The following is a 13,344-nucleotide window of genomic DNA, read 5'->3' as shown; positions in this document are numbered from 1 at the left end:
TCTAAGCCAATCCAAAAACAAGCACCAGCACATAACCCAGCGCAGACAACAGAACCGAACCGGCAAGTCCGGCCAGAAAAGGTTTCTTTCCCATCCGGCCAAAGGTTTTCAAATCCACGCCCAGACCCATGCCCGCCATAGCCATCGCCAGCAAAAGGTACGCCAGGGCAATAAGCCCGCTTGCGAGCTTCACCGGAATAATGCCTAACGTGTTCACACCGCTCATCAGGAGAAAACCGAGAATAAACCAGGGAATCGGCAGTTTTTTCCATTCAACGGTTTTTCCTTTCTCCTGGTATTGTGGCTGCTGTGAAGTTTCCTCCACGCTCGCCTGCTTGCGTTTTCTGTAACTTTCCCAGCTCCCGATGACGACTGCGACAGGGATAAGCATGGCTACACGGGTCAGCTTCACAATGACTGCCAGATCGGCAGCCTCCTTGCCCGCCGGAGCAGCCGCAGCAATGACATGAGCCACCTCATGAAGTGTGCCTCCGGCAAAGATTCCAAAGCCTGACGGGCTCAATCCCAGGAATGGATACAGCAGTGAATAAGCCAGTGTAAAAATCGTCCCGAGAATAGCCACCGTCGCCGCTCCTACAGCTGTCTCATGTTCAGATGCTTTGATCTGGGGGGCAATCGCCGCGACTGCCGCCGCCCCGCAAATGGCTGTGCCGCAGGCCGTCAGCAACCCTAACCTTCTGTCGATTCCGAACCACTTGGCGAATCCATATACAGTAAACAAAGTTATTGCGATATTGATTACAGCAATGGCGAATACCTTCGGTCCGGCAGCCAGGATATCAGCAAAATTAAGTCTCATTCCCAGCAGGATGATCCCCGTCCGAAGCAGTTTTTTACTGGAAAACTGTATCCCGGTCATGGCTTTCTGCGGGACACCAGCCACGCCCCTAAGCGCGATTCCCAGCAGGATTGCCAATACGAGCTGCCCCATTATGTTCAGCAGCGGCAGCAAGGCCAGATACTTGGCCGCCACAGCGAGCAAAAACGTGATTCCTATTCCCTGGATAAAACCCGGGTGCCTATAGGTAATGCGGTACAGCTTATGCGTATGATTCATCTGCTTCACTCTCCGTCCGCCGCGTAGGGCAGCAATGTTCTACAGCTCCACTATAAGAGCCTTGCGCACGAAAGTGAAATTCGGCTTTGCTATTTTAATCATTAGTTTTTATTATGATTAAGGCAAATAGATATGGTAAAATGGCCTGTAGTATAGTTTGAATGGCTATATATTCCTTTTAGAATGAGGGATTATTATGATTGCCGATGCACTTAAAGTGTATGTTACCGTGGTGGAGCAGAGCCATTTCTCCAAAGCGGGCGCGATGCTGAACCTGTCGCAGCCGGGTGTGAGTCTCCATATCCGCAATCTGGAGAATGAGCTGGGAACCAGACTGCTGCACCGCTCGCCGAAGCAGGTCCGGATGACGGAAGCTGGAACCATATTATACAAATACGCCAAGCAGATTCTCTCCCTGTACGATGACGCGGGCCGTGAAATTCGTCTGCTGCGGGATGAGGTAACGGGAAATCTTCAGATCGGGGCAAGCTTTACGATTGGAGAATATATTTTGCCTGCAAGGCTAGCTGAATTTGCCAGACAGTATCCGCTTGTCAGCCTCCAGGTGACCATCGGCAACACAGAGGAGATAATTGCCGCTGTAAGAGCAAATCAGCTCGATGTCGGGTTTATTGAAGGGGAAACTGCTGACCCCGAGCTTACGATCATTCCGTATATGAAAGACGAAATGATCGTCATCGCCCCGGCGGGCCACCCGCTCGCTGACAGCTTGGCCGTAGAGAAGGACATGCTGCAGGATCAGACTTGGGTGCTGCGCGAGCATGGCTCGGGTACCCGTGCGTATAGCGATCACTTTTTTCAGGAATCGGGAGTACATGTGAAACGATCCTATGTATTCAACAGCAGCCAAGGAGTAAAGGAGGCTGTTGCTGCCGGGCTGGGGCTCGGGATGCTGTCCCGGTGGATCGTGCGCAAAGAACTGGCGGGCGGTGAAATCAGCGAGCTGCGGCTTAGGCAGAGACTTCTTGAACGGGAATTTCTGATCATCCGGCATACCGACAATCCTGAAGGTATGGCTGTGCAGATGTTTATAGAAAAGGTGCTTGCTGCGCCGGGCAAGTAACCCTAGGGGAGCGGCGGCCTGCGGCGTCTCAACAACGGCATTTTTGCCGTTGTTTCTGTGCAGCCCGGCCTGTGGCGGTTCAACAACGGCATTTTTGCCGTTGTTTTCAGGCAGCCCGGCCTGCAGCGCTTCAACAACGGCATTTTTGCCGTTGTTTCCAGGCGGCCCGGGCTGCGGCGCTTCGACAACGGCATTTTTGCCGTTGTTTTCAGGCTCCCCGGGCTGCGGCGGTTCGACAACGGCATTTTTGCCGTTGTTTTCAGGCTCCCCCTGTTCCTGACAAGTAAGTGGAAAAATGGACTTCCGTCAAGAAAGTGGACACAAAAAAATAGATTTAGGCAGTCTTTCTCTTCTTGAACTTCGCTGCAAATTGGGCAGGGGAAACATAACCCAGCGCACTGTGGATTCGCTTGCGATTATAAAAAAATTCAATGTACTGGAACATCTCGTCCTGCGCGTGCTGCTTCGTTTTGAACTTGGTGCAATAAACAAACTCTTTCTTTAGTACGCTATGAAAGGATTCGATGCAGGCATTATCATAGCAATTTCCCTTACGGCTCATGCTCGCCTTCATGTGATATTTTTTTAGACGTTTACGGTAATCGGCAGAGGCGTACTGTGATCCCCGATCGGAGTGATGGATGAGTCCCTTTGGGGGCCGCTTGGCCTTGTAGGCGTCGTCCAGTGCGCCCAGTACCAGATCCGTCGTCATTCGTTCCTCCAGTCTCCAGCCGACAATTTCTCTCGTGCAGAGGTCGAGCACACTGGCCAGGTACAGCCTACCTTGCCGGCAGGGAATGTAGGTAATGTCTGTGACCCAGACTTTGTTAGGCTCGGCCGTCGCAAATTTTTGATTCAGCAGATTGGGAGCAATGGGCAAATTGTGATTGGAATCCGTCGTTTTTACACGAAACCGCTTGGCTACACAGGAACGTAATCCGAGCTCTCGCATGTATTTTCCTACCGTCCGCTCGCTAATGGTGAACCCTTCTTTCAGCAAAAGCTCGGTAATTTTGGGGCTACCATAACGTTGTCTGTTGTCCTTGAAATGATAGATGATCCGCCGGAGCACTAGCGCCTTACGCTCGGCTTGAGGGCTCGAGGTAGCACTTCGCCATTTGTAATACCCGCTCCGGGACACTTCAAAAACGCTGCACATCTTCTCCATTCGAAACTCGGAGCGATGATCTTCGATGAACTGAAATCTCAGTTCTTTGGTTTGCTGAAGATGTGCACAGCTTTTTTTACGATGGCGAGCTCCTCTTCGACGTCTGCAATTCGCTGCGCCCTTGCCTGTAATTCTTGTTCTTGTTCCGCCAGTCGCTGCTCAAGTTCGCGAACTTTTTCCGCACTGTTTACAGGTTCATTCCCGAACTCCCGATACTTTGCCAGCCAGTTGTGCAGTACGCCAGGGGAGATGCCCAGCTCCTCCCCAATCTCCGTCACCGTCTTCGTCTGTTCCTGAATGTACTTGACCGCTTCTCTTTTAAATTTTTCATTATACCGTTGCCGTTGTTCACCCATGTGAACACCTCCTCGTTAAGTTCATTATTCATACTCTCTTAACGGGTGTCCACTTTTTATTCTACTTTCAAAAAGGATCTTAATTGTGGGATATTACCATACCTGACTCAAAGAGAGCCGGATTAGTTATCCTTTTTCCACTTAACCTCTTCAGCGAAGGTTTTTCAATCAAATTAATGATACTTTTTCCACTTAACCCACCCACCAACTAACTAGTTGACCAACTAACTTCTTACTTACTTACTAACTAACTTACTAACTTACTAACGTAACCCGAGAATGTACTGCGGAATCATACACAAACTTCTTGATGCTGTCTGCAGCGCTCCAATAATGATAGTTGTTCGCATGTTTACTCTCCTCTACCCTTTACTACAGCTATTTTTGGGATGGGAATGAGTCGCGTTTTGTAATGGGTTTAAGTTACGTTTAAGGGACGTTTGAGATAGGTTTGTGATGGGCTTGAGTTGCTTTTGAGTTGCTTTTGAGTTGCTTTTGAGTCGCGTTTGGGATGCGCTTGAGTCACGTTTGAGTTGCATTTGAGTTGCGTTTTAGTTGCGTTTTAGTTGCTTTTAAGTTGCGTTTGAAATGGGTTTGTGATGCGTTTGAGTACGTTTGAATTATGTTTGGAATGGGCTATTAATCATGCCCACGCCCACGCACAGGCTGCAGCGTAATTACCCCCGCTGCAGGCACCTCAAGCGCATATACTCCGCTGTTCCAGTTCAGCTTGTATTTTGCAGTTACTGTTCCTTGACAATCACGCACGTTGACGTCCAGAGGACCTGAGTCACGGTCCAGCTCCAGCACCAGCCGGGAGAGCAGCGTCCCGTTGACCACATGCACCCGGTCCGGCAAATTGCCGGATAACGGGATTACCATATCCTGATAGGCAGCTATGATCCATTGCTGAGCTGTACGGGCAATGACCAGAGGGTACAGCAGCTCAGGATGAAGCGGTTCAAGGCGGCCATCCAGCAGCACCTCCCGGTGCTCACGCCAGAAGGAGAGCCAAAAGGCCAGCATGGCCGCATGCTCCTGCGGCAGCCGGTCCAGGCGGACCGAAATCTGCGGAACAGAGAACAGCACATTAATAAACTGCAGCGCGGCTGAGGCAGGAGTCTCCTTAGGGTTCCACATCAGCATGTCGGCATGTGCTGCAGTCGTGCCGCAGATCAGCCGGATATCTATCGTCTTCATCCGGTTCTGCAGCGCATCGTTCGGGCAGTCACCCGCCCGGAACATATTCCCGTATTTGCGCATAAGCGGACCAATGTAATTCTGGCGGAATTCGATCAGGATGTCCGGCTTCAGCCGGCGCAGACGGGAAATGATGCTGCCCAGCAGCTTATCTACCGCTTCCGGCACGGAAAGGATGTCTTGTCCGTGTCCCTTCCCGGGAGGGGAATCCTTGGCCGCATAAAAACTGTCAACGAAATCCAGCTTGAAACCGTCAAGGTCCCAGTCCCGGACAGCCTGCTCATAGATGCCGGTCAGATACTCCCGTACATCCGGGTAGCGGGGGTCTGCAACCCCTGCACCCATAGCATCATTCACATACAGCAGCTTATCCTTGAATCTTTCCCAGGCCTCACTGTGCTTGCCGATGAACGGAACCGCGTACCACAGCATGAATTTCATTCCGAGATCATGAATGCTGCCAACGTGAGCCTTCAGATCTGGAACTTTATCCGCACTCACCCTCCAGTCCCCGCAATAGGCGTAACCCCGGGTCTCGTCAGAGGTCTGCCAACCGTCATCCATAATGACCGTTCGGCAGCCCATTGCTGCCGCCAAGCAACAATCGGCTTCCACTGCTTCAGGCTTCAGTTGCTGGTGGAAGCTGTACCAGGTTGAATACAGCGGCTCCCTGGCAGCTTCCGGAACGGGGGACGGCTCACAGCCGGGAAGTCCTGCCCACCATTCTCCTACTCCCCGGAGCGCTTCATAATAAGGATGGCTGCGGGTATCCAGCCTCAGGACAACCTCTAGATGATCCACTGGCGGTCCGGGCTCCGCACACAGCGTCACGGAGCAATGAAAGCATGAGGTTTCCTCATGAAGCCCCGCATGGAGCTCTACTGGATGCAGGACATCGGAGCAGGCAAAGGTCAGCACATTATTCCCCCGGCTCCCGTACAGGCTGATAACCGGCGCGGAGAAAACCGCTCTGGAGGAGAAGCCCTGCCACCAATCGGGAATCAGGCCCCGGCTGCGTTCCACCGACGGATGCCACAATCCCTGCACATCCACTGCTGCCCAGCTCCATTTCATTGATAATACCGGCGGAACAGCCGGAGCCGGAGCTTGGAGAACAAGACGAATATCATGTATACCTGCTTCAGCATTATGATGGGCTAAGGATAGTGAAACTTCAAAACTGCCGCTCTGTCCATCCACTCTGATTTCACAGCCATCTGGAAGTGTAATTTTCAATAGGTTCTGAACTCCTTTTTAGACGGTTATAACTGCCTGTGTGCGCCAACGTTACATCCGGCAGGGAATAGTAATCTGTATGCAGGCCCCGATGCCGGAACGGCTGGCGATCATTACGCCGTAACCGCTTCCGTGATGCAGCTTAATGCGGGAATCGACGTTGCGGATGCCGTAGCCGATCCGTGGTCCTTCCGTCGCCAATATCTGGCGGATGGTATCTGTATTCATACCAACACCATTATCGATTACCTTGAACACGATCTCCGCATCCCGCTTCTCCACGACAAGCCGGATGCCAAGAGCGGTCCCGAACCAGGCATGCTCCAGCGCGTTCTCGATCAGCGGCTGCAAAATCAGCTTGACCGTTGCATACTCCAGCACCTCAGGATCAATGTCATAATATACGCTAAGCCGTTCACCGTATTTGATGCACTGGATCGCCACATAAGCTTTGGCATGTTCAATTTCTTTGCCTACTGTAGTCAGAATTTCTCCGCGGTTCAGGGAAAGCCTGTAGAATTTCGCCAGCTCCTGCACCATAATATGCAGCTTGTCGATATCCCCGAATTGGGCCAGACGGTTAATGGAGGAAAGGGTATTATAGAGAAAATGGGGGTTGATCTGGGCCTGCAGGGATTCCAGCTCCGCTTCCTTTTTCTGAAGATCGGCCACATAATTTTTATGAATCAGCTCTTCCATATTGCTGCCCATCCGGTTGAAGGCGACGGCGATCTGGGCCAGCTCATCGTTGCCTTTGAAACGGATTCTTTTGTGGAAATCCCCATCGTGAAAAGCATTCAGCGACCCCACGATCTTCTGAATCCGCCGTGAGAAATAACCGGACACCCCGATGCCCAATACTGCCAATACTAATGCACTGACCAGGCAGACAAGCACTGTCATCCGGCGCACCTCACCCGCGCTCTGGTCGAACAGGCTGTCCGGAATATAGGCTTGCAGCTGCCACCCCAGCCCGTGCAGCGGTTCGCTAAGCACAAGCCTTCCGGGCGTTGTCTGCGGATTCCCCCCTTCTGCGCCTTCCGGCGAAGATTGCAGTACAGTCCTGCCGTTTGCGTCAAGCACGACGAGCGTGCTGTATTCGCCAATCTTACGGTAATCTACGGAATCCAGCAGATCGCGGATTTGTACCGTCACACGGACCAGACCGATCTCCTTCGCCCGCTGCACATCATCCAGACGCTGGAGCAATGAAATATTGACGTCCGCCTTATCGCGCTGAATCTGCTGCCAGCGGCTGAGTCCCGGCAGGGTGCCCGAGAACTGCAGCATATGGTACCAGTCCGACTCTTGTATCCGTGACAGATGATAAATCTCGTAACGCTTAGTCGAAAGCAGCGGATTCTGTTCTTCGGCCTTATAGAATATTTCGGGCAGCGATTCGTTCTGAAGGTATAGAGACAGACCAATGTTGCTGGCTGTGTAATTGAGCAGATTTTCAAGCGCCGGCATGAGGGTTTTTGTCATCGTCTCATAGCTGTACCAACCCTGATCGTAGCGGCGCAGAGCATTTTGAAGACTGTAATTGTAGTAGAGGCTGTTCGTGATCCGTTCAATATCATCCGTGCGATAACGGATATTGTCGCGCATTTGCCTTAGCGTTCCTTGCAGGTTCTCCCGCGTCTTTTCGCGTAGGGAATTCACGGAGTGTGCATAGGCGAACAGGCCAACCGTCAGCACGGCCATCAGCAGGCACAGCACATAAGGCAGAATAAGCTTGTATCCAAAAGGAATGTTAATCTTACGCCACATATTACAGATGTCTCCTGTAGTCGCCGGGGCTGACCCCGTAATATTCCTTGAACTGCTTGCTGAAATGGGAGAGATTCTTATAACCGACCCGGTTCGCGGCTTCATAGACCTTCAGCTTCGGATCGCCAAGCAGCACCTTCACCCGTTCCAGCCGTCTTAGCCCCACATAGTCGGAGAAGTACACTCCGGTCTCCTCGAAGAAGATCTGGCCCAGGTGATTCGGGGAAAAGGAAAAGTGGTTGGCAGCATCCCGCAGCATGACATTATGCTCCAGATGTTCTTCGATATATGCCTGAATTTCCTCTACAAGCTTGCGTTTTTTTCCTTGGCGCTTGCGCTGGAGCCGTTCGGACAGCTCGAACATCCGGCGGCGGAGCCAGGATTTCATATCATCTATAGTTTCCAGGTCATAGAGAATATTGAGATGCTTCCGCTCCAGCCCCAGCAGCTCATAAAAATCCTCATTGATCGTATGCAGGTAAGCATCCAGTTTGGAGACAATGTGCAGGAACAGCTGATAGATCTCCAGCTTAGTCTCCATATTGCCCACCCAGACGAACAGCTCCTCATTGCAGTCGTCCACATCGACCAGCCGGTAAGAGGACATCGCCCCGAACAAGGACTGCAGAATACTGTCCAGATCCTTGACGGAGGCGGATATCGGACCTCTGGCGTCGGAATGGAGAATCAGCTTGCCTTTACCCAGGAACAGCTTCAGTCTGAGCGCATTTCTGGCCTGCCGGAAGGAATTCCGCAGCTCCCGTAAATGGTTCACGGCCGGGCCTACACCAATGGTAACAGTAAGCGGTGTTCCAGCCACTGCCTGCTGTACCAGCCTGCGCAGTCTTTCGCGGTCCACATTTTCCTCCAGAATCAACGCGTAATGGAACCGTTCTGTTCTGCAGGCTTGAATCTGTTCCTCTGCACAATACCGCTCAATCGCCGCCTCCAGCATGTTCTCGATTTCGGCTTTGGCTCCATCACTGTAGGCGTTCAGCTTCCAGGACATATCATCCGGCTCCAGCAGGGCCGTGTACAATCTGGTACCGCTCCAATGAATACCGACACGCTGAAGCAGCGGCAGCATCTTGGCTTCATCCGGCTCTCCGTCCAGCAGCTGCATGAACAGCTCTCTGCGCAGCAGCGGTTCTGATTCGGAGAAATAACGCTCGAGATGCGAATGCTCCTGTTCACGGTCCAACGTCTCCCGGACCTCTTCCAGCGACCTGCGCATATCGTCATCGTCCACGGGCTTCAGAACATAACCCGACGCGCTCATGGAAATGGCCTGTTTGGCATACTGGAAATCCTCATACCCGCTGACAAAAATTATCTTCAGCTTCGGGTTCAGCTCAAGGGCTCTGCGCGCAAGCTCCATCCCTGACATGATCGGCATCCTGATGTCAGTGACCATAATATCCACAGCCTGCGATTCCAGCACCTCCAGGGCTTCAAACCCGCTGTTTGCGGCGGCACACACCTCCATACCTAGACCTTCCCAGTTCATGAAACGCTGCAGCCCCTCCAGATCCAACAGCTCATCGTCAACCAGCAGCACCTTGTACATCCCATCCCTCCCCCGCATCCGATTTTATTCCACCCCACAATAATTAGTTTTGAGAATTACATAAAATAGTAAAAGGGGTACACTTGGCTTCAGTATACCCCACGGTTCATGACGGCTCTAGCTTTATTTCATCTTGCTCAGATTATCCTGCCATTTCTCCGTCTGGTATTTCAGCAGCTTCTCATAACCTGCTTTTTTCGCATCCTCATTCGCTTTGTTCAAGAGACTCAGAACCTCTTCATCACTTTTGGCGTACAGTGTTTTCGCCAAAGCCTCCTGATAAATATCGTTCACTGCCGTGGCAATGGTGCCTTCCTCCGAGTCCGGCAGCGGATCAAGGTTCACGAATTCGGTAAAATTCTTCGAGGTCTTCCAGGTCACCTTCTGCTGGGCCAGCGTAGTCCAGTTCTGCTTATCGGCCGGAAGCTGCGCATCCATCTTCGCTTTGGTCTGATCAATAAAGGTAGTGTTGCCGACCCAATTGAAACGGCCGATTCTTTCTTTGTCCTTGTCGCCCTGCGGGGTATTCAGGCCTGCCTCATTCAGAATAGGCACGCCGTCCGCATCGAACTCATCCCAATAGAGGCCTTGCCGGCCAAAGTTCAGAATGCGCTGCCCCTCTTCGCCCGTTACCCAGTCTAGGTAAGAGAAGATCGCTTCCGGGTCTTTGGCATTTTTCGTGATGACCAGCACGTTCCAGCCCAGCGAATTGTAGTTGTTCGGCGTAATTTTGGCTGGGTCCAGACCGGCTTTGTGAATCGGCCAGATAATATCGTAGCCGGCATCGGGATCAGTGGTGCGCAAGGCGGTGTCAGCACCGCGTCCCGGGTTTACCACATCGCCGTCCACGTAGACGGCTACGCGGCCTGTTTTGAGCTTCTCGGAGATCTGGTCACCGGTCTGGGTGAACAGATCCTGCGTAATGAGCTTTTCACGGAACAGCTTGCTGGCATACTGCATGTTCTCGATGAACACCTGATCCTCAAAAATGGATTGCAGCGTATTGCCTACCGGATTGGCTTTGGACAGATAGGGTTTATTTTCAGCAAAACCGCCGTACATCGTTTCAAGCCCCCGGCCTTTAGCCCCTACTTCAAGCGGCACCACATCTGGGTATTTCTCCTTCACCAGCTTCAGGTAGGCGTACAGCTCATCGTAGGTTTCCAGCTTCGGCGAACCAAGATCCTTATATATTTTCCGGTTAATAATCCAGCCGCCGTTGCCGTTCGGGCTTGAGGTATACCAGTTAGGGAACTGGTACAGCTTACCGTCTTCGGAACGCAGCATGTTCAGCGTGGCTTCACCGGCATTTTTTTTGAGATTGGGATAGCGGTCCAGATAATCATCCAGGGGCACCAGCAGTCCGGGCTGACGCAGCCGCTCCACATTGGCTCCCCGGTCCATCATGATGACATCCGGCAGACTTCCCGAAGCGATCATTGTGCTGAACTTGGTCTCGGCTGCGCCGCTGGACTGAACCGGTGTCATCTTCACCTTCAAGGTGTCGGCAATCCACTTGGTAGTGGAGTCTCTGCCCCATTCCTCTGTGGTGTCCCAGTCATAATTGCTGTAATACGTGAAGGAAACCGGCTTCACCGTGCTTTGGGCAGCTGTGGAGGTTGCTTCAGGACTTGCACTTGCCGCTGCAGTCTGCGTTGCCGCAGGTTCCTTAGTAGGTTCAGCGGATGGAGCCGCACCCTTGTTCCCCCCGCCGCAGCCGGCAGTCAAAAGCACCGAACACAATACAACACTCAGCAGCGGAAAACTCTTCGTAGACTTCAAATAAGTAACCCCTCTCTAATGTTCACTTGGTATTGCCTGATTTGCGCCCCTGCCAGCACTTGCATGATTTCTCTACTCCTTAAGTGATCCGATCAGTACGCCTTTTACAAAATATTTCTGCAGGAACGGGTAGACCATAATGATCGGCAGTGTGGCTACCATAGTGGTTGCCATGATCAGCGATTTGCTGGTTACCGACTGCACGAGCGCGAGCCGGTCCTGAGCTGCCGCACTGCTGCCAATGGCCTTCTGAAGCTGATCCGTCACGATATTGGAGTTCAAAATCTGCTTGAGCAGGGTCTGAATCGGAATCAGACGGGTATCATTGATATAGATGCTGGCCGAGAACCAGTCATTCCAGTGGTATACGGCCGTAAACAACGACAGGGTAGCCACGACAGGACCGGAGATAGGCAAAATAATGCGTGTCAGCACTCCGATATGATTGCAGCCGTCAATCCGCGCCGACTCTACAAGTCCCGCTGGCAGCCCCAAAAAGAAAGTCCGGAAAATAATCATGTTGTATACACTGATCATCCCGGGGATGACCAGGACCCAAAAGGTATCCATCATGCCAAACCCGCGCAGCAGCAGGAAGGTGGGAATCAGCCCGCCGCTGAAATACATGGTAATGATGCAGAATACCATATATACTTTGCGACCCATCAATTCATGCCTGGAAAGTCCATAGGCCAAAATAGCCGTAAACAGAACCGATAATGTTGTACCTACGATGGTGCGCAGGATGGAGATCAGAAAGGCATGGCCGATGCGGCTGTCCCGGAACACCACCTCGTAATTATCCAGTGTCGGGCTGCGGGGCCAGAACGTGATGCCGCCAAGCGCTGTATCCGAGCCCACATTGAAGGAAATCACCAGCGAATTCCAAAAGGGGTACAGGGTGATGAAGCCCAGCAGCAGCAGTACAGCATATATCATAACTTGCAGAACTTTATCTCCCGCCGATAGCTTCATCATAACCTGCTCCCCGCTTTCTTTTGCCAGATTGACGTTCGGCATTAGTGTTTACCATAGGCTTGAGCCCATTTTTCTTGCTGCCTTATTAGCCAGTGCCAGCAGCCCGATGCTTACAACCGCCTTGAACAGTCCCGCAGCTGCCGCATAGGAGAAGCGGTTGTTCAGAATTCCCATCCGGTAGACATAAGTGTCGATGACATCGGATACATCGCGCAGAATTGGGTTGGTAGCCAGAATCAGGATATCCTCAAACCCGGCATTCAGAATATTGCCTACCGCCAGGATCAGGAAGATAATAATGACCGGCCGGATGCAGGGCAGCGTGATCAGCTGAATTTGCTTGAACCGCCCTGCACCGTCAATGGAAGCGGCTTCATAGAGATGCGGGTCAATCCCCGCAATTGCCGCCAGATAGACGATGGCAGCGAACCCCATCTCCTTCCAGATGCCCGTTCCGACAAGAATCCCCCAGAAGTACTCCGGCACCGACAGGAAGCTGATCGGCTCTGAAGTCAAATGCAGGCCCATCAGCAGCATGTTAACGCTTCCATTATCAGTCGAAAGCATGGAGCCCACGAACCCGCCGACGATGACCCAGGACAGAAAATGCGGCAGGTAGCTGACGGTCTGGATGATCCGCTTGAACAGCATCAGCCGGACCTCATTCAGCATCAGGGCCAGCAGGATGGGTGCCGGAAACCCGATGCACAGCTTCAGCAGGCTGATTACAATCGTGTTGCGCATAACATTCCAGAAGTCAGGGGAGTTGAAGAACGCCTCAAAATGCTTGAACCCTACCCAGGGACTGTGAAAAAAACCGCCGAACAGCTGATAATCCTGGAACGCCATCAGCACCCCATACATCGGCAGATAGCTGAACACGAAGATAAACAGCATGGCGGGTACGACCATCAGCTGAATATCCCATTGCCTGATCCACCTGGACCACCATGAGAACGGCTTTCCTTTGGGCCTGGTAATGACCTTTCGTTCGATTTCCACGTTTGTCATCCTTCCTGTATCTGCTTGCTCTACACTTTAATCTTATTCAGTTCAGGAAGGAGACTCCAGCACCGTGGCCAACGAAAAGTGTGCTCCAGCAATGAAGAGTTGAGCGCCCTGTAT

At 52.2% G+C, this 13,344-nt stretch carries 11 protein-coding genes; 1 reads left to right on the top strand and 10 read right to left on the bottom strand.

The genetic code is table 11. The features are described 5' to 3' along the window. Window position 1: 1 nt before the first annotated feature. Window positions 2-1,078, bottom strand: coding sequence for a YeiH family protein (locus tag PGRAT_RS14525; RefSeq protein WP_025704332.1), 1,077 nt, complete (start codon window positions 1,076-1,078; stop codon window positions 2-4). A 196-nt stretch (window positions 1,079-1,274) separates the two neighbouring features. On the opposite strand from PGRAT_RS14525, the gene PGRAT_RS14520 reads away from it, so the two are divergent. Next, entirely contained in the window at window positions 1,275-2,162 is an 888-nt protein-coding gene (locus tag PGRAT_RS14520) for a LysR family transcriptional regulator (RefSeq protein WP_025704333.1), read from the top strand. A gap of 2 nt (window positions 2,163-2,164) precedes the next feature. Here PGRAT_RS14520 and PGRAT_RS14515 read toward each other — a convergent pair whose 3' ends face one another. The 9 genes from PGRAT_RS14515 to PGRAT_RS14475 form a co-directional block, all read right to left on the bottom strand. Next, the gene (locus PGRAT_RS14515) at window positions 2,165-2,407 is read right to left on the bottom strand and encodes a hypothetical protein (protein ID WP_042266792.1); all 243 of its coding nucleotides are present in this window, start codon (window positions 2,405-2,407) and stop codon (window positions 2,165-2,167) included. A gap of 89 nt (window positions 2,408-2,496) precedes the next feature. Next, a complete protein-coding gene (locus PGRAT_RS14510; protein WP_238326840.1) occupies window positions 2,497-3,357 on the bottom strand; it encodes an IS3 family transposase in 861 nt (286 codons plus the stop codon). 11 nt (window positions 3,358-3,368) lie between these two features. Next, entirely contained in the window at window positions 3,369-3,686 is a 318-nt protein-coding gene (locus tag PGRAT_RS34040; protein WP_042265905.1) for a transposase, read from the bottom strand. Between the two features lie 639 nt (window positions 3,687-4,325). Then, window positions 4,326-6,122 carry a glycoside hydrolase family 36 protein gene (locus PGRAT_RS14500; protein WP_025704076.1) on the bottom strand — a complete coding sequence of 599 codons (1,797 nt, stop codon included), beginning with the start codon at window positions 6,120-6,122 and terminating at the stop codon, window positions 4,326-4,328. 51 nt (window positions 6,123-6,173) lie between these two features. Then, window positions 6,174-7,892, bottom strand: coding sequence for a cache domain-containing sensor histidine kinase (locus PGRAT_RS14495; RefSeq protein ID WP_025704075.1), 1,719 nt, complete (start codon window positions 7,890-7,892; stop codon window positions 6,174-6,176). A 1-nt stretch (window position 7,893) separates the two neighbouring features. After that, entirely contained in the window at window positions 7,894-9,459 is a 1,566-nt protein-coding gene (locus PGRAT_RS14490) for a response regulator (protein ID WP_025704074.1), read from the bottom strand. 123 nt (window positions 9,460-9,582) lie between these two features. Next, window positions 9,583-11,241: an extracellular solute-binding protein gene (locus tag PGRAT_RS14485; RefSeq protein ID WP_025704073.1), complete on the bottom strand. Its 1,659-nt coding sequence runs from the start codon at window positions 11,239-11,241 to the stop codon at window positions 9,583-9,585. A 72-nt stretch (window positions 11,242-11,313) separates the two neighbouring features. After that, window positions 11,314-12,219 (bottom strand): carbohydrate ABC transporter permease, encoded by a 906-nt coding sequence (locus PGRAT_RS14480; RefSeq protein WP_025704072.1) that lies wholly within the window; start codon window positions 12,217-12,219, stop codon window positions 11,314-11,316. A gap of 48 nt (window positions 12,220-12,267) precedes the next feature. Then, window positions 12,268-13,131, bottom strand: a complete 864-nt coding sequence (locus PGRAT_RS14475; protein WP_411830869.1) for an ABC transporter permease — start codon at window positions 13,129-13,131, stop codon at window positions 12,268-12,270. Window positions 13,132-13,344 lie beyond the last annotated feature (213 nt).

This window comes from Paenibacillus graminis (assembly GCF_000758705.1).
GTDB classification, from domain to species: Bacteria; Bacillota; Bacilli; order Paenibacillales; family Paenibacillaceae; genus Paenibacillus_AQ; species Paenibacillus_AQ graminis.
The sequence above is the reverse complement of the archived record's forward strand: the minus strand, read 5'-3'. Positions and strand labels throughout refer to the sequence as shown.